The 23077-nt window shown below is 70.2% G+C and carries 21 protein-coding genes and 1 riboswitch; of the genes, 14 read left to right on the top strand and 7 right to left on the bottom strand.

The genetic code is table 11. The features are described 5' to 3' along the window. Positions 1 to 17: 17 nt before the first annotated feature. Positions 18 to 926 carry an MBL fold metallo-hydrolase gene (locus tag A2790_RS01830; protein ID WP_293387052.1) on the bottom strand — a complete coding sequence of 303 codons (909 nt, stop codon included), beginning with the start codon at positions 924 to 926 and terminating at the stop codon, positions 18 to 20. Between the two features lie 117 nt (positions 927 to 1043). Here A2790_RS01830 and A2790_RS01825 point away from each other — a divergent pair, with 117 nt between their 5' ends. Beyond that, a complete protein-coding gene (locus A2790_RS01825; protein ID WP_293387003.1) occupies positions 1044 to 1817 on the top strand; it encodes a sulfite exporter TauE/SafE family protein in 774 nt (257 codons plus the stop codon). Here the strand turns inward: A2790_RS01825 and A2790_RS01820 are convergent. From A2790_RS01820 to A2790_RS01800, 5 genes are all read right to left on the bottom strand, one after another. Further along, the gene (locus tag A2790_RS01820) at positions 1814 to 2152 is read right to left on the bottom strand and encodes a metalloregulator ArsR/SmtB family transcription factor (RefSeq protein WP_293387002.1); all 339 of its coding nucleotides are present in this window, start codon (positions 2150 to 2152) and stop codon (positions 1814 to 1816) included. The two genes, A2790_RS01825 and A2790_RS01820, sit on opposite strands and share 4 nt — an antisense overlap. Before the next feature lie 64 nt (positions 2153 to 2216). Next, positions 2217 to 5429: an efflux RND transporter permease subunit gene (locus A2790_RS01815; protein ID WP_293387001.1), complete on the bottom strand. Its 3213-nt coding sequence runs from the start codon at positions 5427 to 5429 to the stop codon at positions 2217 to 2219. Beyond that, positions 5426 to 6457 carry an efflux RND transporter periplasmic adaptor subunit gene (locus A2790_RS01810; protein ID WP_293387000.1) on the bottom strand — a complete coding sequence of 344 codons (1032 nt, stop codon included), beginning with the start codon at positions 6455 to 6457 and terminating at the stop codon, positions 5426 to 5428. The genes A2790_RS01815 and A2790_RS01810 overlap by 4 nt, the downstream gene beginning before the upstream one ends. Before the next feature lie 35 nt (positions 6458 to 6492). Then, the gene (locus A2790_RS01805) at positions 6493 to 6822 is read right to left on the bottom strand and encodes a rhodanese-like domain-containing protein (protein ID WP_293386999.1); all 330 of its coding nucleotides are present in this window, start codon (positions 6820 to 6822) and stop codon (positions 6493 to 6495) included. A gap of 12 nt (positions 6823 to 6834) precedes the next feature. Continuing rightward, positions 6835 to 7155: a metalloregulator ArsR/SmtB family transcription factor gene (locus tag A2790_RS01800; RefSeq protein WP_293386998.1), complete on the bottom strand. Its 321-nt coding sequence runs from the start codon at positions 7153 to 7155 to the stop codon at positions 6835 to 6837. Between the two features lie 157 nt (positions 7156 to 7312). Between A2790_RS01800 and A2790_RS01795 the strand changes: the two genes are divergently transcribed. The 3 genes from A2790_RS01795 (at position 7313) to A2790_RS01785 (ending at position 10142) form a co-directional block, all read left to right on the top strand. After that, positions 7313 to 8593 (top strand): FAD-dependent oxidoreductase, encoded by a 1281-nt coding sequence (locus A2790_RS01795; RefSeq protein ID WP_293386997.1) that lies wholly within the window; start codon positions 7313 to 7315, stop codon positions 8591 to 8593. A gap of 83 nt (positions 8594 to 8676) precedes the next feature. Further along, positions 8677 to 8880, top strand: coding sequence for a DUF2892 domain-containing protein (locus tag A2790_RS01790; protein ID WP_293386996.1), 204 nt, complete (start codon positions 8677 to 8679; stop codon positions 8878 to 8880). Continuing rightward, complete coding sequence (locus A2790_RS01785; protein ID WP_293386995.1) at positions 8877 to 10142, top strand: TolC family outer membrane protein; 1266 nt, start codon at positions 8877 to 8879, stop codon at positions 10140 to 10142. The genes A2790_RS01790 and A2790_RS01785 overlap by 4 nt, the downstream gene beginning before the upstream one ends. Positions 10143 to 10153: 11 nt before the next feature. On the opposite strand, the gene A2790_RS01780 is transcribed toward A2790_RS01785, so the two are convergent. Next, positions 10154 to 11428, bottom strand: coding sequence for a cytochrome P450 (locus tag A2790_RS01780; RefSeq protein ID WP_293386994.1), 1275 nt, complete (start codon positions 11426 to 11428; stop codon positions 10154 to 10156). A gap of 98 nt (positions 11429 to 11526) precedes the next feature. Between A2790_RS01780 and A2790_RS01775 the strand changes: the two genes are divergently transcribed. The 10 genes from A2790_RS01775 to kdpB all read left to right on the top strand — a co-directional run bounded on the left by A2790_RS01775 (position 11527) and on the right by kdpB (position 23052). Beyond that, positions 11527 to 12165 carry a TetR/AcrR family transcriptional regulator gene (locus tag A2790_RS01775; protein WP_293386993.1) on the top strand — a complete coding sequence of 213 codons (639 nt, stop codon included), beginning with the start codon at positions 11527 to 11529 and terminating at the stop codon, positions 12163 to 12165. Beyond that, entirely contained in the window at positions 12162 to 12341 is a 180-nt protein-coding gene (locus tag A2790_RS01770) for a rubredoxin (protein WP_293386992.1), read from the top strand. Before A2790_RS01775 ends, A2790_RS01770 begins: the two co-directional genes overlap by 4 nt. Before the next feature lie 103 nt (positions 12342 to 12444). Continuing rightward, positions 12445 to 12655: riboswitch (cobalamin riboswitch) on the top strand. Between the two features lie 188 nt (positions 12656 to 12843). Then, a complete protein-coding gene (locus A2790_RS01765) occupies positions 12844 to 14853 on the top strand; it encodes a TonB-dependent receptor (protein ID WP_293386991.1) in 2010 nt (669 codons plus the stop codon). A gap of 16 nt (positions 14854 to 14869) precedes the next feature. After that, positions 14870 to 15712, top strand: a complete 843-nt coding sequence (locus A2790_RS01760) for an ABC transporter substrate-binding protein (RefSeq protein WP_293386990.1) — start codon at positions 14870 to 14872, stop codon at positions 15710 to 15712. Positions 15713 to 15729: 17 nt separating this feature from the next. Beyond that, on the top strand, positions 15730 to 16698 hold the full coding sequence (locus A2790_RS01755) for an iron ABC transporter permease (RefSeq protein ID WP_293386989.1): 969 nt from the start codon (positions 15730 to 15732) through the stop codon (positions 16696 to 16698). Then, positions 16695 to 17471: an ABC transporter ATP-binding protein gene (locus A2790_RS01750; RefSeq protein WP_293386988.1), complete on the top strand. Its 777-nt coding sequence runs from the start codon at positions 16695 to 16697 to the stop codon at positions 17469 to 17471. The genes A2790_RS01755 and A2790_RS01750 overlap by 4 nt, the downstream gene beginning before the upstream one ends. Before the next feature lies 1 nt (position 17472). Further along, a complete protein-coding gene (locus tag A2790_RS01745; RefSeq protein ID WP_293386987.1) occupies positions 17473 to 18933 on the top strand; it encodes a cobyric acid synthase in 1461 nt (486 codons plus the stop codon). Positions 18934 to 19137: 204 nt separating this feature from the next. Continuing rightward, entirely contained in the window at positions 19138 to 19227 is a 90-nt protein-coding gene (locus A2790_RS24375; protein ID WP_363080212.1) for a potassium-transporting ATPase subunit F, read from the top strand. Positions 19228 to 19252: 25 nt separating this feature from the next. Next, positions 19253 to 20965: a potassium-transporting ATPase subunit KdpA gene (gene kdpA, locus A2790_RS01740; protein ID WP_293386986.1), complete on the top strand. Its 1713-nt coding sequence runs from the start codon at positions 19253 to 19255 to the stop codon at positions 20963 to 20965. Positions 20966 to 20982: 17 nt separating this feature from the next. Further along, positions 20983 to 23052, top strand: a complete 2070-nt coding sequence (kdpB, locus tag A2790_RS01735; RefSeq protein ID WP_293386985.1) for a potassium-transporting ATPase subunit KdpB — start codon at positions 20983 to 20985, stop codon at positions 23050 to 23052. Positions 23053 to 23077 lie beyond the last annotated feature (25 nt).

The following is a 23077-nucleotide window of genomic DNA, read 5'->3' as shown; positions in this document are numbered from 1 at the left end:
GGCTTGCCTCCTGTGGCTCACACCGCGTCGAGCGGGATCTTCAGGTAGCGGACGCCGTTGTCTTCTGGCTCCGGCATGCGCCCTCCGCGCATGTTCACCTGCACCGAGGGCAGGATCAGGCGCGGCATGTCGAGCGACCGGTCCCGGGCCTCACGCAGCGCCACGAATTCGGCTTCGCTGACGCCAGCGTGCACGTGGATGTTGTCGCGCCGCTGATCGCCGATGGTGGTTTCCCAGACGAACTCGGTGCGCCCCGGCGCCTTGTAGTCGTGGCACAGGAAGACGCGGGTCGCGTCGGGCAGCGCCAGCAGGCGCTGGATCGAGCGGTACAGGGTCGCCGCGTCGCCTCCCGGGAAGTCGCAGCGCGCGGTGCCATAGTCCGGCATGAACAGCGTGTCGCCGACGAAGACGGCATCGCCGATGACATAGGCCAGGCAGGCGGGCGTATGGCCGGGGACGTGCAGGGCAATGGCCTCAAGCCCGCCGAGGCCGAAGCTCTCGCCGTCCTGGAACAGGTGGTCGAACTGCCGCCCGTCCCGCGCGAAGGCGGGGCCGGCGTTGAACAGCTTTCCGAACGTGTCTTGGACCCGCACGATCTGCGCGCCGATCGCCAGCCGGCCGCCCAGGGCCGACTGCAGATAGGGTGCGGCCGACAGGTGATCGGCGTGGGCGTGGGTCTCCAACTGCCAGACCACGTCGAGGCCTTCCGCCCGGACGTAGGCCGCCACCCCGTCCGCGGAGGCATGCGAGGTGCGGCCCGACGCGGGGTCGTAGTCCAGCACGCTGTCGATGATGGCGCAGGCGGTCGAGCCCGGGTCCCGGACCACATAGCTGACCGTGAAGGTGTCCTCGTCGAAGAAAGCCTTCACCTGGGGACGCCGGCTTGAATCGGCGCGCGCAGCCTCGACGATCGCGACGGCGCGCATAGCGGCGGGGTCGGGTGGGGCGGTCAGGTCGCGCATCGGAAACTCCCGGGTTGCATCGGCGGGAGATAACATATATGCGAATATATGCATATACAAGCCTGATCGGTGATCCCCACCATGTCCGTCTTCATGCTCGTCTCGGCCTTGATGAGCGGCGCCCTGGTCGGCGCGCTGCTGGGCCTGTTCGGCGGCGGAGGATCGGTCCTGGCGACGCCGCTGCTGCTGTATGTCGTGGGCGTCCGCGACCCTCACGTGGCGATCGGGACCTCGGCTGCAGCCGTCGCAGTCAATGCGGCGATCAACCTTCTCGGCCACGGTCGCGGGGGCCGGGTCAAATGGCCCTGCGCGACCGTGTTCGCGGGCGCGGGCCTGCTAGGCTCGTTCCTGGGATCGAGCCTCGCGAAGGCGGTCGATGGGCAAAGGCTGCTGCTGTTCTTCGCCGCGGCGATGGCGGCCATCGCGCTCTCCATGCTGCGGAGCCCTAGGTCCGAGGGGGATCCGAACGTTCGGATCACCCTGCCGCTGATGATGAAGCTGGCCCCGCTTGGCGTGCTTACGGGCCTGGCGGCAGGCTTCTTCGTAATCGGCGGTGGCTTCCTGATCGTGCCCGGGCTGATGGCCGCGACGGGCATGACCCTCGCCAATGCGGCGGCGTCCTCGCTCCTGTCGGTGTCGGTATTCGGCGCGGCCACGTCGCTGAACTATGCCCTGTCGGACCAGGTGAACTGGCCCGTCGCGGGGATCTTCATCCTCGGTGGCCTGGGCGGTGGGGCCCTGGGCGTGCGCGGCGCCGCCCTACTCGCGGGCCGGGTCGTGCTCGCCCGACGCCTCTTCGCCGGCCTGGTCCTGTCGGTCGCCGCCTACGTCGCCTGGCGGGCGCTCGGTTTCTAGCGGGCCGCCGGAGCGCCGTAGATGTCGCACAGGGTGTCCAGGACCCGGACTGCCGCCGGATCGTCCAGCCGGTAGTAGATGGTCTGAGCTTCGCGACGGGTCGCCACCAGACCCTCGGCCCGCATTTTGGCGAGGTGCTGCGAGGCGGCGGACGGGGCCAGCCTGGCATGTTCGGCCAATACGCCCACCGATACCTCTCCCTCGACCAGGCGGCACAGCAGCAGCAGTCGCTGTTCACTGGCCAGCAGCTTCAGGAGGCGCGCCGCCGATTGGGCGCTGTCTTCCAGCTGCGAGACTTCCTTTGGGGAGGGCCGGGGGGAGAGGGCGGCGGTCATCTGCTTTAGGTAGAAGATACGCAGGCAAGATCAAGACGCCGCGGCGCGGAGCCGCCGGCGCACGTCATCGCGCCGCTGCCGCCGGGAGCGGAACGCCGTCGTCGCGCAGAACCACATAGATGGCCGGGATCACCAGCACCGTCAGCAGGGTGGATGACGCCAGGCCGAACAGCAGGGAGATCGCGAGCCCCTGGAAGATGGGATCGGTGAGGATGACCGCCGCGCCGATCATGGCCGCCGCAGCGGTGAGCGCGATGGGCTTGAAGCGGATCGCCCCGGCCTCCAGCAGCACCTCGCGCAGCGGCCGGCCTTCGGTCTGGCTGTGGCGGATGAAGTCCACGAGCAGGATCGAGTTCCGCACGATGATGCCGGCCAGGGCGATGAAGCCGATCATCGAGGTGGCGGTGAACGGCGCCCGGAACAGGATGTGGCCGACGACGATGCCCACCAGCGTCAGCGGGATCGGCGTCAGGATGACCAGCGGCAGGCGGAAGCTTTTGAACTGGGCCACCACCAGGACGTAGATGCCCAGGATCGCCACGCCGAACGCCGCGCCCATGTCGCGGAAGGTCACCCAGGTGATCTCCCATTCGCCGTCCCACAGGACCGTGGGTTTGCTCTCGTCCGCCGGTTGCCCGTGCAGGCGGATGGCGGGTTCGGGCACGGATTTCCAGTCAGCCTCGCGGAGCGCCTTGTCGACAGCCATCATCCCGTAGATCGGCGCCTCGTAGGCTCCGGCCAGTTCGCCCATCACCATGTCCACGTCGCGGCCGTCGCGGCGGAAGATGTGGGTCGAACCCGGCTCGGCCGAGGCGGTGGCGACCTCGCCCAGCGACACCAGCCGGCCGCCCGCGCCTTGCGACTGGGCCACCGGCATCGACGCCAGGCCCTCGCCCCAGGTGCGCGCCGACTGCGGCAGCCGCACGGAGATTTCCAGGGGATCGCGGCCCTCGCCCCGGTGGGCGTAGCCGACCACCTGTCCGCCGAGCGCGGCGGCGACGGAGTCGTAGACGTCCCGGTCGGCCACCTTGCGCGCCTCGAGGCGGTCTCGGTCGGGGACGAGCCGCAGTCCCGGCCGCGGCTGGCCGTAGCTGTCGTCGACGTCGACGATGTACGGAACCGCGTGGAAGGCGGCTTTCACCCGCTCGGCCACCGCGCGCCGGGTCGCTGCGTCCGGCCCATAGATCTCGGCCAGAAGGGTCGCCATGACCGGCGGCCCCGGCGGCGCTTCGACCACCTTGATCGCCGCGCCGGCCGGCAGCCGGACGTCGGCCAGCTTGCGGCGGAGGTCGAGGGCGATGGCGTGGCTGTTGCGGTCGCGTTCGTCCTTGGCCGCGAGGGCCACCGAGAGATCTCCCATCTCCGGACGGTTGCGCATGTAGTAGTGGCGGACGAGGCCGTTGAAATTGAAAGCCGAGGCCGTGCCGGCGTAGGCGTCGATGGCGACCACCTCCGGCAGGCTTCGGGTGACGATGGCCGCGTCAGCGAGCGCGCGCTGCGTCGCCTCCAGCGACGTGCCTTCGGGCATGTCGAGCACGACCTGCAGCTCCGACTTGTTGTCGAACGGCAGGAGCTTCACGGTGACGGTCTTGGTGGCGAACATGGCGCAGGCCAGCAGCGTCGCGACGCCCACCGCGATCAGGAAGGTCCAGGCGCTCCGGCGCGTGGCGATCACGCGGCCTGCGACCCGGCGATAGATCGCCTCGAGCTTGCCTTCGCCGTGGCCCCCGTGCCCCGCCGCCAGCGTCTTGCGCGCGAAGCGAACCATCAGCCAGGGCGCGATCACCACGGCCACGAAGAACGAGAAGACCATCGCGGCCGAGGCGTTGACCGGGATCGGCGCCATGTAGGGCCCCATCAGGCCGGAGACGAACAGCATCGGCAGGAGCGCCGACACCACCGTCAGGGTCGCGACCACGGTGGGGTTTCCGACCTCGGCCACCGCATCGACGGCGGCGTCGACGCGGGCTCGTCCGTCGCCCATCGCCCAGTGGCGGGCGATGTTCTCGATCATGACGATGGCGTCGTCGACGAGGATGCCGATGGAGAAGATCAGCGCGAACAGGCTGACCCGGTTGATGGTGTAGCCCATCAGGTTCGACGCGAAGAGCGTCAGCAGAATGGTCGTCGGGATGACCACTGCGGTCACCCCCGCCTCGCGCCAGCCGATCGCAAAGCCGATCAGGATCACGATCGACACGGTGGCGAGCCCGAGGTGGAAGAGGAGCTCGTTGGCCTTCTCGTTGGCCGTCGCCCCGTAGTCTCGGGTCACCGCGACGCTGAGGCTGTCGGGGAGAAGCGAGCCCTGAAGCGCCTCCACCCGGGCGAGCACCGCCTCCGAGACGACGACGGCGTTGGCGCCCTTGCGCTTGGCGATGGCCAGGCTGACGGCCGGAGCCTCGCTCCACCCTTGGCCGGCCCTGGCGTAGCGCCAGGCGCGGGCCTGATCCTCGCGCGGCGCTTCGATCACGCGGGCGACATCGCGCACATAGACCGCCTCGCCCTTGGCGGAGGGGAGGGCGAGCAGGCCGATCTCGGTGGCGCTGGTCAGGGTTCGTCCGGCCGTGACGTCGACGGCCTGTCCGCCGTTGCGCACCTGGCTCGCGGGGAACGCCCGGTTCGCTTGCCGTATGGTGTCCATGAGCGCGCCGAGCGAGACGCCATGCTGGGCGAGCCGCGCGGGATCGGGCTCGACCCGGATCTCCTGCGGCCGGCCGCCGACGATGAAGGTCAGGCCGACGTCCTCGACCTTGGAGACCTCGGTTCGCAGCTTGCCCGCGAGCTCGTAGAGCGCCTGGTCGGTCCACTCGCCCGCCGCGCCGGGCCTCGGCGACAGCGTCAGCACCAGGCTCGGCACATCGTTGATGCCCCGGGTCTGGATCAGCGGCTCGGGGATGCCGGAGGGGATGCGGTCGTAGTTGGCGCGGACCTTCTCGTGGATGCGGACCGCGGCGGCGTCCGGGTCGACGCCAACCTTGAAGCGCGCCGTGACCATTACCTGGTTGTCGTCGGCGAAGGTGTAGACGTGCTCCACGTCGGCCACGCTCTTGACGATCGTCTCAAGCGGCTTGCCCACCAGCTCCACGGCGTCGGGCGCGCGCAGGCCCGGGGCGGCCACCATGATGTCGACCATGGGGACGCTGATCTGCGGCTCCTCCTCGCGGGGGATCGACACCAGGGCCAGCAAGCCGACCGCGATGGCCGCCAGCAGTAAGAGCGGGGTCAGGGGCGAGCGGATGGTCGCCTTGGTCAGCCGTCCGGAGATGCCCAGGTTCATCTGACCGGCCCGGCCGGCGTCAGGACGTCACCAGGCCGCAGCCCGGCCAGGATCTCGACCTTGTCTGCGGCGGGACCGGCGGTGGTCTGGACCGGGGTCTCCGAGACCGTGCCGTCGGGGCGGACCAGGCGGACGTAGTCGATCCCGAAGCGGGTGACGACGTAGGCCCGCGGCGCCACCAGGGCCTGGCGCTCGCCGATCTTGATCCTGGCGCGCACGCGCTGACCAACCAGATCCTGCGGCAGGCCGGGCGCGCTGACGTCGGCCGTGACCTGTCCGCCGGCGACGGATGGATAGACCTGGGTAATCGTCCCTCGCGTGGCGACGCCGCGCAGGTCCTCGGCAGCCAGCTGCACGGCGTCGCCAACCCTTAGCGCCCGGGCCTGGCCTTCCGGCAGCTCGATCCGCACGACCATCGGCCCGGCCGTGATCCGGGCGACCGATTGGCCCGCCATGACTACCGATCCCACGGGCACATCGGCGATCAGCACGCGGCCGGCGGCCGGCGCCAGGATCGCGCCCTGGGCGCCCAGTTCGGCGCTGGCGCCGCGCTGGGCGCGGGCCGCCGCCAGGTGGGCGTTCGCCGCCTTGGCCTGGGCCTCGACCTGGTCGAGGCGGGCCTGGGCATAGACGCCGTGAGAGAACAGGTCGCGCGTGCGGGCCAAGTCGGCCTGCGCCCGGGCCGCCTCGGCCGCGGCCGCCGACACCTGGGCGTCGAAGGCGCCGGTCTGCAACGCCAGCCGGTCGTCCTTGACCCGGGCGATCAACTGCCCCTGGCGGACCACGTCGCCTTCCTTCACCGCGAGGGCGACGAGAACGCCGGAGATGCGTGCGCGCGCCTCGGCCATGTCGCGGGTGGTCAGGACGCCTGGCACGGGCTTCTCGTCGGCGACGACCTGTGGGCGCACGGTGAGACGACCGGCCGTGGGCGCAGTCTGCGCGGCGGGGGCCGGCGGCTTGGCCTCGCCGCAAGCGCTGAGCAGCAAGGCGGCGCCCAACCCGATGATCAAACGACGGCTCGATGCCATGGCCTGCCCTCCCGCGCCCCTCTTGTGATCGACGGCTAGCCGCCGACCGTGGGGAGGCCAGCGGCCTTCCAAGCCGCGAGGCCCCCGGCCAGGTGTGTCTCGATCGCCTGATCGGCCTTGCGGCACTGATCCACCGCCATGGCCGACCGCTTGCCGCCGGCGCACTGCAGCACGATCGTCTTGCCGGCGGGATCGGGAAGGGCGGCCGGATCGAAGGTCGAGAGCGGAATGTTCACGGCGCCGGCGATCTTCTCGGCGGCGAATTCGGCCGGCTCGCGCACGTCGACCAGCAGGATCTGGTGGGCGTCCAGCCCGGCCTTCACCTGCTGCGGCGTCAGGTCCTTGGTCTTGGGGGCTCCGAACATGGAGAGGCTCCTTCAGGAGGGCGCGCGGTCGGCGACCGCACAGAACTGATTGGAAAGGGTCTCGACGAGCGCGCGGGCCCGGCCGCTCTGCAGGGCGTAGTAGATGGTCTGCCCATCGCGTCGCGCGGCGACCAGGCCGTCGCGGCGGAGCAGGCCGAGGTGTTGCGACGCCAGGGTCTCGCGCACGCCCAGCAGCTGGGCGAGCGCACCCACCGACTGCTCACCCTCGATCAGGGTGCAGACGATCATCAGACGATGCGGGTTCGCCAGCGCCTTGAGCAGGGCGCACGCATCGTCGGCCGAGGCCTTCATGGCGTGAGCGTCCAATTTCATAGTTGCGTATATGCGTTCATTCAAATATTCAGTCAAGCATCGTGAAGGACACCCTACGGCCGCAAGGCGGTCTGCGACGTGATCCTGATCAAAGCCACGGGGCCGACACAGGCGGACATTCACCGCCGGCTGCCGCAGGCCATCGAGGAGACCGACTATGGCCAAGCCACGTATCGTCGTCCTGGGCGCCGGCCTCGGTGGCGCGATCGCCGCCTTCGAGGTCAAGGATGCGCTCGGCGACAAGGCCGAGGTCAGCGTGGTGTCTCAGGGCGACACCTTCCACTTCGTCCCGTCGAACCCCTGGGTGGCCGTCCACTGGCGCAAGCGCGGCGCGATCGAAGTCAAGCTGCCGCCGGTTTTCAAGGCGCGCGGCATCGCGTTCACCGGCGTCGGCGCCAGACAGGTCGTCCCGGCGGAGAACCATCTTGAGCTGAACGACGGAAGCGCGGTCGACTACGACTACCTCATCATCGCCACCGGGCCAGAGCTGGCCTTCGACGAGATCGCGGGCCTAGGGCCGCACGGCGGTTTCACCCAATCGGTCTGCCATGTCGATCACGCCGAGGCCGCCGCCGCTGCGTTCGACCGCTTCGTCGAGGCGCCGGGGCCGATCGTGGTGGGCGCGGTGCAAGGGGCGTCCTGCTTCGGCCCGGCCTACGAGTTCGCGATGATCTTGGACACCGAGCTGAAGCGGCGGAAGATCCGCGACAAGGTTCCGATGACCTTCGTCACCTCCGAGCCCTACATCGGGCACCTCGGCCTGGACGGGGTCGGCGACACCAAGGGGCTGCTCGAAAGCGAGATGCGCGAGCGCCACATCAAGTGGGTAACCAACGCCAAGGTCGCTTCGGTGGACGCCGGCGTCATGCACGTCGAAGAGATCGCCGACGACGGCTCGGTAAAGGCCACGCACGCGCTGCCGTTCGCCTTTTCGATGATGCTTCCGGCCTTCCGAGGCGTCGCCGCCGTACGGGGTGTCGAGGGGCTCACCAATCCCCGCGGCTTCATCGTGATCGACAAGCACCAGCGCAATCCGGCTTTCCCGAACGTTCTCGCCCTGGGCGTCTGCGTCGCGATCCCGCCAACAGGCAAGACGCCGGTGCCGGTGGGCGTGCCCAAAACCGGCTTCATGATCGAGAGCATGGTCACCGCCATCGCCCGCAACCTGGCCCAGATCGTCGACGGCCAGCCGCCGACGCACGAGGCGACCTGGAACGCCTTTTGCCTGGCCGACTTCGGCGACGGCGGCGTGGCCTTCGTCGCCCAGCCGCAGATCCCGCCGCGCAACGTCAACTGGTCGGCGAGCGGCAAGTGGATCCACCTCGCCAAGGTGGCGTTCGAAAAATACTTCCTGGGCAAGATCAAGCGCGGCGAGAGCGAGCCCTTCTACGAGAGGCTGGCCCTGGATGTGATGGGCCTGCGGAAGATCAAGGGCTGACGCGCGATGCGTCCGCAGATCGTCGCCTGGGCGCGCCAGGCTTTCGTCCGGGCCAACGACCGGGCGTCGCGAGGAACTTCGGCATGACGATCGACCGTGCGGTCCTGGCCTTTGCCGGCTGCGTCGTTCTTCTCGGCGTGGCGCTCGCCCACTACGTCCATCCCTGGTGGATCGCCCTCTCCGTGTTCGCGGGCCTGAACATGTTGCAGGCGGCCTTCACCGGCTTCTGTCCGGCGGCGATCGTGTTCAAGAAGCTCGGGATCAGGCCCGGGGTCGCCTTCCGTTGACCCCGGCCCGCGCGCTCCTCGCGCTCGGGCTGGCGGCATGGCTCGCCGCGCCGCAGAGCGCCTTGGCGTTGTCGCTTCCGGAAGCGATCGCGCTCGCCAAGCGGAACAATCCGGCGCTCGCCCAGTCGCGGGCGCAGGCCGAAGGCGCCGATGCGCGTCTGGCGCAGGCGCGTGCCGCCCGGCTACCCAGCCTGACCCTCTCGGCCGACGCCGGAGAGGGGACGACCGACCTCGGCGGCTTCTTCGGCTTCCGCGGCGCGGACGTGTCTCCCCGCGGGGCGGCGCTGGAGGTTCGGCAGCCTCTCTTCACCGGCGGCGGCGCCACCGCCGCCGTGGCCCGGGCCCGCGAAGCGCGTGAAGCGGCTCTGGCCCAGGTCGCCGGCGACCGGGCGCTGCTGGCCGCCCAGGCTGCGGAGGCCTATGTCGCGGTGCTGAGCGCAGGCGAGATCCTGCGGCTGAACGAGGCCCACGTCCGTCAGACCGGCGAGATCGCGCGGCAGACGGAGCTGCGGTTCGGGGGCGGCGAAGTCCCGAGGACCGATGTGGCCCAGGCTCTGGCGCGCCAAGCCGGGGCGCGGGCGGATCTGGCGCGTGCGAGCGGCGATGTCGCGCGGGCGCGGGCGAGGTTCGTGTCGGTGGTCGGCGCGCCGCCGGAAGGTCTCGAGCCGCTGCCGTCTCCACCCGCCACGCCCACGTCGCTGGATGAGGCCCTGGCCAGGGCCGAGCGGACCAGCCCGATGCTGCTGGCGGCCGCAGCGGCGTCGCGCGCGGCCGACGCCGGCGTTCGCTACGCGCAGGCCGAGCGGCTGCCGAGCGTGGCCCTGGCGGCGACGGCCAGCACGACCCGGGACAGGTTCTTTCCCGGCTATCGCGCCGACGACCTCACGATCGGAATCCAGGGTCGGTGGACGCTCTTCGCCGGTGGGGCGATCAATGGACGGGTGGACGAGGCCCGCGCGGGGGCGCGCGGGGCGCGCGCCGCGCTGGACGCGACCCGCGCCCAGGTGCGGGAGGCCGTGATCGGCGCCTGGGAAGAGGTCGAGACATCGCGTGCGGTGATGGGCGCCGCGGCGGATCAGGCGACGGCGGCAGCCAGCGCGCTGGACAGCGTCCGCAACGAGGTCCGCGTGGGCCAGAAGCCGGCGCTCGACCTGCTCGACGCCGAACGCGAAGCGCTGGCGGCGCAGAGCGCACTGGTCGCAGCCAGGGGTGGGGCCGTGGCGGCCGCCTATCGCCTCAACGGGCTGTTGCAGGGCGACTGACGCCCCGCGGGTCAGTGCATTTTGAAGCGGATGGGCACCGACTTGGGGCCGCAGACGAAGCTGGCCGCCGTCCGCGTCGGCTCACCGTCGAGCTCCACGCTTTCAAGCCGCGGCAACAGCTCCTCCCAGAGGATCCGCATCTCCATCCGCGCCAGGTGCTGGCCCAGGCAGACGTGGGCGCCGTAGCCGAACGCGACGTGCTTGTTCGGGCTCCGCTCGATGTCGTACCGGAAGGGGTCGGTGAAGTGCGCCTCGTCGCGGTTGCCGGACGGGTAGCAGAGCATCAGCCAGTCGCCCTTGGCGATCTTCTGGCCGGCGAGTTCGGTGTCGTCGGTGGCGGTCCGCATGAAGTGCTTCACCGGCGTCTCCCAGCGGATCGACTCCTCCACATGGCCCGGGATCAGCGACAGGTCCGCCTTCAGCTTGCGGAACTGCTCGGGGTGCTGGCAGAGGGCCCAGAGGGCGCCCGCAGTGGTGTTTGAGGTGGTGTCGTGGCCGGCGGTGGCGGCGATGATGTAGTAGCTCATCGCCTCCAGGTGGCCGAGCGGCTGGCCCTCGATGGCGCCGTTGGCGATGACGCTGGCCAGGTCGTTGCGCGGGTTACGCCGGCGATCCTCGGTGACGGCGTTGAAGTAGGTCATGAAGTCCATGACCGTGGCCTGCAGCGAGGCCAGCGCCTGGTCGGTGTCGGTCAGCGACTGGCCCGACCGGTTCACGTCCGGGTCGGCGCTGCCGAACAGCTCCTGGGTCAGCTTCAGCATCCGGGGCTCGTCGACCTCCGGAACGCCCAGGACCTCCATGATCACGTGCAGCGGATAGAGGAAGGCCACGTCGCGGGCGAAGTCACAGCGCCCGCCCTGGGCGGCCATCCGATCGACGAAGCCCTTCGCGATCTCGCGGATGCGGGCTTCGAGACCCCGCAGGTTCTGCGGCAGGAACCAGGCCTGGGTCAGGCGCCGGTAGGCGAAGTGGTCGGGGTTGTCCATCTGGACCAGCGAGCGCACCAGGTGCGGCGAGCCCCCCATCATGGCGCGCACCTTTTTGTCCGCTTCGATGGTGGTGACGACGGTCGAGCGGTCGCCATTGTGGAACAGCTCGTTCTGCTTCTCGACGGCCTGGATGTCGTCGAAGCGCGTGACCGCCCAGAACGGATCGAACCCCTGCGGCTGGGCGACCGCCAGCGGCGCCTCGGCGCGCAGGCGGCGGAACGCCTCGTCGCTGCGACGGCGATCCTGATAGGCCCGCGGGTCGACGATCGTTTCGGCCAGGTCCTGGGGGATCATCATCGCTTCGCTTCCTCGACATGCGCGCCGCTGCGAGGCGCTTGCGGAAACGGATATCACCTAGTTAATATACGTCCAACAAATAACTGACTGCAGGTGGCATGGACCAGCTCTCGCCCGCGCGGCCGGCCCGCCGGACCCAGGCCGAACGGCGCGACGAATCGGGCCGCAGCCTCGTGGAAGCGGCGATCGCCGTCGTGGCGCGGGAGGGCGTGAGCGCCGCCACCTTCGACGCCATCGGGCGCGAGGCCGGGTACAGCCGGGGCCTCGCCACCCAGCGGTTCGGCTCCAAGCAGGGCCTGATCGAGGCGGTCATCCGCCACCTCCACGAACAGCAGGAGGCCGCCTTGCTCGCGCACGACATCGACGGCCTCCCGGGGCTTGAGGCGGTGCTGACGTTCGTCGACGTCTACCTGCGTGGCCTGTCGGGCGAACGGGGTGGGCGGGCCTACTTCATGCTGCTGTCCGCGGCGGTCGCGGACGTTACCGAACTTCGCGTGGCGTTCGCCGACGAGCACAGCCGCATCGAGCAGCGTCTGGAGGCGCTGGTCCGGAAGGGGCAGGCCGAGGGCGCGATCCGACGCGAGATCGATGCGGACGCCGCGGCCCTCATGATCGGCAGCCTGCTGTTCGGCCTGTCGATGCAGCTGCTTGTGGACCCGCAACTCAATCTCGATCCCATCCGAGAGACCAGCTTGGCGACGCTGCGCCTCAGCTTCGGGACGGAAGGACGGCCATGACCGACGCCCCCTACAAGACCTGGCAATGCCGCACCTGCGGTTACCTCTATGACGAGGAGGCGGGCGACCCGGCCGAGGGCCTTGCCCCCGGAACGCGCTGGGCGGATATCCCGGATAACTGGGAATGCCCCATGTGCGGCACGGCCAAGGCCGACTTCGACATGGTCGAGCTGTGAGTTGCCGCAGCGTCACCTTCGACCGGCGCGCGCCGCCAAACGAGTGGACACGGCGTCGAAAACGCCACAATGAGGCCCTGTGACGACCCCCCGCCTTGGTGGGTCGTCCACTTAGCGCGCCGGAGCCTTCGGGCTTAATCGGGAATGCAGTAGGGGCTTAGCCCCGATCTGCAGCTGTCCCTGCAACTGTGAGCGGTGAGCGCAGACGACTTGGCGGTTTTGCCGCCAGCCACTGGGCCTTCGGGCCTGGGAAGGTGTCCGTCTGACGCTGTGACCCGCGAGCCAGGAAACCGGCCGGTGCGCGTCGCTCGAGCTCTGGGGCAGTGGACCTCCAAGGCGCGGAACTCCGTCTGAGCGACGACGAAGAAGCGGCGGAGGCCGTTTCGACCGACCGGCGGCGCCTGCCAGGCGTCCATGCCCGCCGGCCTGTCGACCCGCGGCGCGGTGGCGAGGCGGGAGGTCCTCCGCATGTCGTTGGACGCCGGACAGAGGGGGCCGCTTCATGGCCAGGAGATATTTCACGAGCGCCGGGCTTGCGGCGCTGTTGCTGGGCCAGCCGGCGGCGGCCTGGGCTGACGAGGCCGGAGCCGATGTCGAAGGGGTCATCGTCACCGCTACGCGCGGGGCCGACGGCGTCGAAGCCGACAGGATGGGCGCGTCCGTCACAGTCATCACGCCGATCCAGATGCAGGATCGCCAGGTCCGCATCGTCTCCGACGTGCTGCGGGACGTGCCCGGTTTTGCGGTGAGCCGCACCGGCGCGATCGGCGGCCAGACCCAGGTGCGGGTGCGCGGGACCGAGGGCAATCACGTCCTCACGCTTATCGACGGCGTGGAGGCCTCCGATCCGTTCCTGGGCGAGTTCGACTTCGCCACCCTGCTGGGCGACGACGTGGCCCGCATCGAGATCCTGCGCGGCGCCCAGAGCGCGCTCTATGGCTCGGACGCCGTCGCCGGCGTTATCAACTACATCACCCCGACTGCGGCCGAGGCGCCCGGCGGGCGGATGCGGGTGGAGTTCGGCTCGCAGGACACCCTGGGCGGCTCGGCCCGCTACGCGGCCGTGGTAGGTCCGCTGGACGTGGTCCTGAACGCCGGGGTCCAACGCACCGACGGCTATGTCGGCCAGACCCTGCCGGGCGGAACGCGGAAGCTGGGATCGGAGCTGCAGTCGTTCTCGGCGAAGGCCGGCTATCAGGTCACCGAGGCGCTCAGGCTGCGCGGCGTGCTGCGCTACACCGACACCCACGCGGAAACCAACAGCTCCGCCTTCGGGCGCGGCCAGGTCGACAGTCCCGGAAGCTACTTCGACGCCGTCAGCCTCTACTACCTCGTGGGCGGGGACCTGGCGCTGCTGGATGGCGCGTGGACCCACAGCCTTTCGGTGCAAGGGGTGGACGCGAAGCGGAAGGGCTATGCTGGCAACGCCCGGGCCAGCGGCGACGATGGCGTGCGCACGAAGGCGTCGTACGTCACCGCCTACCGCCTGCAGACGGGGGCGCTGACGCATCGGATCACCGGCGCCTTCGACTGGGAGAAGGAGACCTACCAGAACACCTCGCCGCCCAGCGCCGGCGCCGACACCACGCGGCGGTCGATCGAGAACAAGGGCCTGGTCGCCCAGTACGACCTGGAGATCGGCGACAAGGCCGGCGTGGGCGGGGCGGTGCGCCACGACGACAACGACCTCTTCGAGGACGCGACGACCTGGAAGGCACAGGGCTTCTACCGCTTCAACGAGACGCTTCGGGTGCGCGCGGCGGGCGGTACGGGGATCAAGAACCCCAGCCAGACCGAGCTGTTCGGGTTCAACGCCACCGGCCCGTTCCCCTTCGTGGGCAATCCGAACCTGAAGCCGGAGACATCGCGAGGCTGGGAGGTCGGCGCCGACCTGTCCCTCTGGGACGGGCGAGCGACTTTGGGCGCGACCTATTTCGACGCCCGCCTGAAGAACGAGATCTTCTCGTACTTCGGCGGCCCGGGCCTTCCGGCCGCGTGCCCCGCCCCGCCGGCGGGGACCAGCACCACGTGCAACCGCACCTCCAAGTCCAAGCAGACGGGCGTGGAGCTGTTCGGAACGCTCGAGATGACGCGTGAGCTATCGCTGACGGCCAGCTACACCCACCTCGACGCCGAGGAGAACGGTCTGGAGGAGATCCGGCGGGCCCCGGACATCGCCAGCGCCAACTTGACCTGGAAGCCTCTGGACGGCCGCGCGACCGTGAACCTCACCGTGCGCTACAACGGCAAGCAGCTGGACTCGAACTTCTCGGGGATCGCGGCGCCGTTCCCCGCCTCACTGCCCGACGTCAGGCCGGCCACGGGCGCAAACGCCGGCAGGGTGGTGCTGCCGTCCTTCACCCTCGTCAACCTGGCGGCCGCTTACGACCTGTCGGAGAGCGTCGAGGTGTTCGGGCGGGTCGAGAACCTGGCCGACGAGGACTATTACGAGGTCTTCGGCTTCCCGTCGCAGGGCCGCACCGCCACACTCGGCGCGCGGATCAAGTTCTGAGGACGAGCCGGCATCGATGAGACGCGCCCTGCGCATCGCTGCGATCGCCATCGCCGCGGCCCTCTCCTCGGGGACGGTCGCGGCGAAACCGCAGCGCATCCTCTCGATGAACCAGTGCACCGACCTGCTGGTGCTGCAGCTGGTTCCGAAGGCGCGGATCGCCGGCGTCACCTACCTGGCCCGGGACGGCGCCCGCTCGCTGTTTCCCGGCGCGGCCGACGGGATCGCGGTCAACTACGGGACGCCCGAGGACATCATCAGATTCCGTCCTGACCTGATCCTGACGGGCGACTTCTCATTGGCCGTCACGCGACGCCTCGCCCGCGAGGTGGGCGCGCCGATCGTGGAGGTGAAGAGCGTTCGCGACTTCGCCGACGTCCGCCGGTCGCTGCGCCAGGTGGGCGCGGCCGTCGGCGAGCCCGCGCGGGCCGAAGCCCTCATAGGCGGGATGGACGCGCAGCTCGCGGCCCTAGCGGCGCGACCGCCGCCGCGCCCGGTAAGGGTCGTGGCCTGGGACGGCGGCGCCACGGTTCCAGGCATGGACACCTTCGCCAACCGCATCTTCGCGGCGGCGGGCGCGGTCAACATCGCCGCCCGGCCCGGTAGCGCCTACACCAGCTTCGATGTCGAGCGCCTGTTGGCGGCGAACCCGGAGGCCCTGCTGTTCGGGGGCGATGGCCGTCCGCTGCTCCAGAACGACGAGGCGCGGCATCGTGTGGTTCGCCGGGCATTCGCCGGCCGGCGCATCCCCTATCCGGAAACGGCCTTCAACTGCGGCCTTCCGCAGTCCGCGACGGCGGCCGTGGAGTTGCGCCGTCGTCTCGACGCCCTGCCGCCGCGCGCGGGAAGTCCGCGATGACGGACCGGCGTCTCCCGATGAACGCGATCGCGCTGGGGCTTCTCGCGGCTGCTTCGCTCGCGTCGCTGTTTCTCGGCCGCGTCAACATCAGTCCCCAGGCGCTCGTGGAGGGGTTCTTCTCCAGCGACACCAACCTCGCGCACCTGGTGATCACCGAGCTTCGCTTGCCGCGCACGATCCTGGCGGTGCTGGTCGGAGGAGCGCTCGGCCTCTCGGGGGCGGTGCTGCAAGGGCTGCTGCGCAATCCGCTGGCCGAGCCGGGCCTGCTGGGCGTCTCCAGCGGCGCGGCCGTGGGGGCGGTCATCTCGATCTATTTCGGTCTGGCCGCCGTCTTCAGCCTGGCGACCCCGCTCCTGGGGCTGGCGGGGGCGCTGGGGGCCGGGGCGCTGACCTTCGCGCTGGGGCGTGGCGGGACGCTCAGCCTGATCCTGGCCGGAGCCGCTGTCTCGGGTCTCATGGCCGCCTTTCTGGCCATGGCGCTCAACTTCGCCCCCAATCCCTACGCAGCCTTCGAGATGAGCATCTGGATGCTGGGCTCGCTGTCGCAGAAGAGCTGGGAGCACATCCTGCTGGCGGGCCCGTTCATCCTGGCGGGCATCCTGGTCCTGTCGACGCTGGGCCGGTCCATCGACGCCCTGGCGCTAGGCGAGGAGCAGGCGGCCAGCCTCGGCGTCGACCTCGACCGGACACGCGTGCTCGCCCTGCTCGGCGTCGGCCTCGCGGCGGGCGCGGCGACCTCGGTCACGGGCTCCATCGGCTTCATCGGCCTGATCGCGCCGCACCTGGTGCGTCCGTTCGTAGGCTACCTGCCGCGTCTCACGATGCTGCCCTCGGCGCTGTTCGGCGCGGCGCTCCTGCTGCTGGCCGATATTGGGACGCGGGTGCTGCACACCAGTTCGGAGCTGCGCCTTGGCGTGATCACCAGTCTGCTGGGGACGCCGTTCTTCTTCTGGCTGGTGGTCCGGCTGCGCAGGATGGCGCCATGACGGAGCTCGCGGCCCGGGACATCAGTGTCCGGCGCGGCGGACGCGCGATCGTCGACGGCGTGTCGGTCACCCTGCGCTCGGGCATGTTCGTGGCGTTGATCGGCGCGAACGGGGCCGGGAAATCGACGCTGCTGAATTGCCTGGCGGGCTTGTTGAAGCCCGAGGTCGGCGAGGTCGCGCTCGATGGCCGCGCGGTCCTGGATTTCGCCGGCCGCGACCTGGCGCAGCGGCGGGCCTATCTGCCCCAGCGCCTGCGGGCCGAGTGGCCGATCTCCGTGGAACATCTGGTGGCGCTGGGGCTGACGCCGCAGCTTCCCGCGCTGGGCGGCCTGCCGGGCGGGCTGGAGCCCAGGCTCACCCAGGCCATCGAGGCGTGCGATCTTCAGGCGCACCGCTTGCAGGCCGCCACGACCCTGTCGGGCGGAGAACTGGCCCGCGCGATGCTGGCCCGGGCGCTCATCGGAAACCCAGACGTGCTGCTCGCCGACGAGCCGGTCTCGGGCCTCGATCCGCGCCACCGCCTCGACACGGTGGCCCGCCTGCGGCGCCTTGCGGTGGATGAGGGGCGGCTGGTGGTGGCGACCATCCATGACCTGACCCTGGCCGCGCGGCACGCCACGCACATCATGGCGTTGCGCCAGGGGCGCATGACGGCCTTCGGCCCAACGGCCGAGGTCTTGAGCTCCGGCCTGCTGCGCGAGGTGTTCGAGGTCGAGGCCACGATCCTGGGCTCCGGGCGCGAGGTGATCGTCGACTACGTCGGACCCGCCTGAGATGGCCGCCCTGATGCTGCAGGGCTGCGGCTCGGACGTGGGCAAGTCGGTCCTGGTGGCCGGCCTCTGCCGGCTGTTCGCCAACCGCGGCCATCGCGTGCGCCCGTTCAAGCCCCAGAACATGTCGAACAACGCCGCCGTGACGGCGGAAGGCGGCGAGATCGGCCGGGCCCAGGCGCTTCAGGCGCTGGCGTGCCGCGTGCCCCCCAGCGTCCACATGAACCCGGTGCTGCTGAAGCCGCAGTCCGACGTCGGCGCCCAACTCGTGGTCCGCGGAAAGGTCCAAGGGACCTGGCAGGCGCGGGCCTACCAGGATCGCAAGGCCAGCCTGCTGCCGACGGTCGTGGAGAGCTTCCGGCGGCTCCAGACAGAGGCCGACCTCGTCCTGGTCGAGGGCGCTGGCAGCCCGGCCGAGACCAACCTGCGGGCGGGCGACATCGCCAACATGGGCTTCGCCCACGCAGCCGACGTTCCGGTGGTGCTGGTGGGCGACATCGACCGCGGGCACGTGATCGCGAGCCTGGTCGGCGCCCACGCGGTGCTGGATGGCCCCGACCGCGACCGCATCCACGGCTTCCTGATCAACAAGTTCCGGGGTGATCCCGCCCTGTTCGACGAAGGTCGCGCCGAGATCGCCGCCAGAACCGGCTGGCGGGACCTGGGCATGGCGCCCTGGCTGGCCGCCGCCGCGCGCCTGCCGGCGGAAGACGCCGTGGTGCTGCAGCGTCCGGGGGACGGGGGCACACGGCGGGTGAAGATCGTCGTCCCGATGCTGTCCCGGATCGCCAACTTCGACGACTTCGACCCGCTTCGCGCAGAGCCCGACGTGGACCTGTGCTTCATCCCGCCCGGACAGCCTCTGCCGGGCGACGCCGACCTCGTGATCCTGCCGGGGACCAAGGCGACGCTTGCCGACCTGGCCTTCCTGCGCGGCCAGGGCTGGGACGTCGACCTGGCCGGCCATGTGCGCCGGGGCGGGCGCGTCATGGGGATCTGCGGCGGCTACCAGATGCTGGGCGCCCGCATCGCGGACCCTGAGGGCGTCGAGGGGCCGCCGGGATCGGCGGCGGGCCTGGGCCTCCTGGACATCGAGACCGTGCTGGCTGGCGACAAGGTACTGCGCCCCGTCTCCGGCCAGCTCCAGGGCGGCGGCGCGTTCCGCGGCTACGAGATGCACATCGGCCGCACGCGCGGCGAGGGACTGGCGAGGCCCATGCTGGCCTTGGCCGACGGCGCACCCGACGGCGCGGTCTCGCCCGACGGCCGGATTTCCGGATGCTACGTCCATGGCCTGTTCGCCGACCCAAGCGCTCGCGCGGTGGTCCTCGCCGGCCTGGGCGCCGCGGCCCGGACCGGCGACCACGCCGTCGCCGTGGATACGGCGCTGGACGAGATCGCCGCCGAGCTCGAGCGCGCGTTCGATGTCGCGGCGCTCGCGCGATTGGCCGGCCTTCCCGCCTGAAGGTCCCCAGGCCCGCGATCTTTACGGCTTCCTTATGCGCGGGTGGGGCCTTCCGAATGGAGCCTTTACGCCCCGGCTTGCTACCTCCCCAGGCTCAAATTCGACCTGAAGCGGGAGCGAGCCATTGCTCGACATCGTCTACATCGCGCTGGGCCTCGGGGTCTTTGCGCTGTTCGGGGCGTTCGCAGCGGCGCTGAGGCGGCTGTGATGCTCGAGATGCTCATCTGGGGCGCGGGCGCGCTCGTCATCGGCGGCTACATGGTGGCCGCCCTCCTGCGGCCAGATCGCTTCTGACCGCCCGCTCTGACGGACCCATTCCATGAATTGGCAAGGCTGGGCGGAAATCGCCCTTACGCTCGGACTGGCCCTCGGCCTCGGCTGGCCGATCGGCGTCTACATGTCGCGCGTCTGGAACGGCGAGCGGACCTGGCTCGACCCGATCCTGCGTCCCCTGGAGAAGGCGTTCTACGGCGTCTGTGGGGTCGACCCGAACAAGAGCCAGGGCTTGTTCGGCTATGCCGCGGCCCTGCTGGCGTTCAACGTCGCGGGCTTCCTCCTGGTGTACGCCGTCCTGCGCCTGCAGGGCGTGCTCCCCCTGAATCCGCAGGGCTTCGGGCCGCTGTCCGAACACCTGGCCTTCAACACGGCCGTCAGCTTCGTGACCAACACCAACTGGCAGTCCTATGGCGGCGAGACCACCATGTCGACGCTGAGCCAGATGCTGGTGCTGACGGTGCAGAACTTCCTGTCCGCCGCCACCGGCGCGGCCGTCGCCGCGGCCCTGGCGCGCGCCTTCATCGCCAACCGCGCCGAGGGCCTCGGCAATTTCTGGGCCGACCTGACGCGCACGACGCTCTGGGTGCTGCTGCCGCTGTCCGTGGTTGTGGCCATCGTGTTCCTGGCGCTGGGCGTGCCCCAGACCCTGGACGCCTCCGTCATGGCCAGGACGTTGGAAGGCGGGGAGCAGAAGATCTCGCTCTACGCCACGGCTAGCCAGCTCGCGATCAAGCAACTGGGCATCAACGGCGGCGGCATCTTCAACGTGAACTCTTCGCACCCGTTCGAGGGACCGAACCCGCTGGCGAACTTCATCGCGGCGGTGTCGATCAATGTGCTGGGATGGGCCGCCTTCTTCGCCTTCGGCCACTCGGCGCTGGCGAAGAAGGAAATTCGCGCTCTGGTCGCCGCCGCCGCCATCATCCTGTCGGCCGGCGCCGCGGCGCTCTACTGGACCGAGACCCAACCGGCCCCGGCCCTGGTCGCCGCCGGCGTCGACGCCAGCGTCAACATGGAGGGCAAGGAGGTTCGCTTCGGCGCGCCCGCGTCCGCCGCCTGGGCCGCCATGACCACCGGCGCCTCCAACGGCTCGGTCAACTCCATGCACGCCAGCTACATGCCCCTGGGCGGGGCGGTGCAGATGTTCTTCATGCAGCTGGGTGAGATCCTGCCCGGCGGCATCGGCACCGGCCTGGCCTCGATGGTGGTCATGGCCCTTCTGGCGGTGTTCGTCGCCGGCCTCATGGTCGGTCGGACGCCGGAGTACCTGGGCAAGAAGGTCGAGGCGCGCGAGATCAAGTTCGCCATGCTTCTGGTCCTCGTGCTGCCGCTCTCGATGCTGGGCTTCGCAGCGATTGCGGCGGTGTCGCCCGAGGCGCTGAAGGGTCTGCTCAACAAGGGCCCGCACGGGCTCTCCGAGATCCTCTACGCCTACACCTCCGGCACGGCGAACAACGGCTCGGCCTTCGCGGGCCTGACCGCCAACGCGCCCTGGTGGAACACCACCCTGGGCCTGGCCATGCTGCTGGGACGCTTCCCGGGCATCGTCGCCGTGCTCGCCATCGCCGGTTCGCTCGCCGCCAAGCCCAAGCTCCAGCCGACCGCCGGGACCCTGCCGACCGACAGCGCGCAGTTCGTCGGCCTCCTGATCGGCGTGATCCTCATCCTCGGCGGCCTGCAGTTCTTCCCCGCGCTCGCGCTGGGTCCGATCGTCGAACACTTCCAGCTTCCCGCCGCCCTGGCCGCGGCGCGCTGAGCCTCAGGACTCCTGTCATGACCTCCGCCCATCTTCCGCTCGGCGAGAACCGCCGCAAGGCCTCGACCCTGGCCACGAGCCTCAATCCGGCGATCCTCGCCCGCGCCACGCGCGATTCCTTCGCGAAGCTCGATCCGCGCGAGCTGACCGGCAATCCGGTGATCTTCGCGACCTGGCTGGTGGCCGTGCTGGCCACAGCCTCGGCGGCGATGGAGATCGCCCGCGGCAGCGATTGGAGCTTCGCCCTGCAACTGGCGCTCTGGCTCTGGGCCACGGTGCTGTTCGCGAACTTCGCGGAGAGTATCGCCGAGGGCCGCGGCAAGGCCGCTGCGGACAGCCTGCGCGCCATGCGGGTCACCACGAAGGCGAAGCTGATCGTGGACGAGCGCACCGGCACGGTGGCGCCCACGCCCGCCCACGAACTCGGCGCCGGCCAAGTCGTTCTGGTCGAGGCCGGCGACGTGATCCCGGCCGACGGCGAGATCGTCGAAGGCGTGGCGTCGGTCAACGAGGCCGCCATCACCGGCGAGTCCGCGCCGGTGATCCGCGAGAGCGGCGGCGACCGCTCGGCCGTGACCGGCGGCACGACCGTCGTCTCCGACTGGATCAAGGTGCGGATCACCTCTGAACCGGGGAACACCTTCCTCGACCGGATGATCGCCATGGTCGAAGGCGCCGACCGGCGCAAGACGCCCAACGAGGTCGCGCTCGCCGTGCTCCTCGCGGGCCTGACCCTGGTGTTCCTGATCGCCGTCGTGACCCTGCTGGGCCTCGGCAAGTATTCGGGGATCGCGCTGTCCCCGCTCGTGCTGGGCGCGCTGTTCATCACCCTGATCCCGACCACGATCGGCGGACTGCTGTCAGCCGTGGGCATCGCCGGCATGGACCGGCTGCTGAAGGTCAACGTCCTGGCCACTTCGGGCCGCGCGGTGGAGGCGGCCGGCGACGTCGACACCCTGCTGCTCGACAAGACCGGCACCATCACCTTCGGCAACCGCATGGCCACCGAGGTAGTCCCGGCGCCGGACGTGCGGCCCGAACGGGCCTTGCAGGCCGCGTTGATGGCCTCGCTGGGGGATGAGACGCCGGAAGGCCGCTCGATCGTCGAGCTGGCGCGAAACCAGGGCCTGGTGGCCGAGGCGCCGGCGGGCGCCGAGATCATCCCCCTCTCGGCCACGACGCGCCAGTCCGGCCTCAACGCGGGCGGCAAGGCCTGGCGCAAGGGCGCGGTCGACGCCGTGCTGAAATCGATCGGTCTCCTCCCGTCCGACGTGCCGACCGACGTGTCCGCGGCCGTGGACAGGATCGCGCGGTCGGGCGGCACGCCGCTGGCCGTGAGTGAGGACAACGTGCTGGTGGGCGTCATCCACCTCAAGGACGTGGTCAAGCCGGGCGTGAAGGAGCGGTTCGCGGACTTGCGCCGCATGGGCCTGCGCACGGTTATGATCACCGGCGATAATCCGGTGACCGCGGCTGCCATCGCCTCGGAATCCGGCGTCGACGACTTCCTTGCCGAGGCGACGCCCGAGGACAAGCTGCGGCTCATCCGCGCCGAACAGGCCAAGGGCCGGCTGGTCGCCATGTGCGGCGACGGCGCCAACGACGCGCCGGCGCTGGCCCAGTCGGACGTGGGCGTCGCCATGCAGACCGGGGCCCAGGCGGCCCGCGAAGCCGGCAACATGGTCGACCTGGACAGCGATCCCACCAAGGTCATCGAGATCGTGGAGGTCGGCAAACAGATGCTGATCACCCGCGGGGCGCTGACCACCTTCTCGATCGCCAACGACGTGGCCAAGTACTTCGCCATCATCCCGGCGATGTTCGCCGCCTCTCTGCCGGCGCTGGGTGCGCTCAACATCATGGGCCTGGCGAGCCCGCAAAGCGCGATCCTCTCGGCGGTGATCTTCAACGCCCTGATCATCGTGCTCCTGATCCCGCTCGCCTTGCGGGGCGTGCGCTACCAGGCCATCGGCGCCTCGCGGCTCCTGTCGCGCAACCTTTTGATCTACGGCCTCGGCGGGCTCATCGCCCCCTTCGTGGGGATCAAGGTCATCGATCTGATGATCTCGGCCGTGGGATTGGCCTGATGGACACGCAACTGATCCGGGCGGC

Source organism: Phenylobacterium sp. RIFCSPHIGHO2_01_FULL_69_31, assembly GCF_001824475.1.
In the GTDB taxonomy this organism is placed as follows: Bacteria; Pseudomonadota; Alphaproteobacteria; order Caulobacterales; family Caulobacteraceae; genus Phenylobacterium.
Note: the sequence above shows the minus strand (reverse complement) of the source record. Positions and strands in the feature narration are given on the sequence as shown.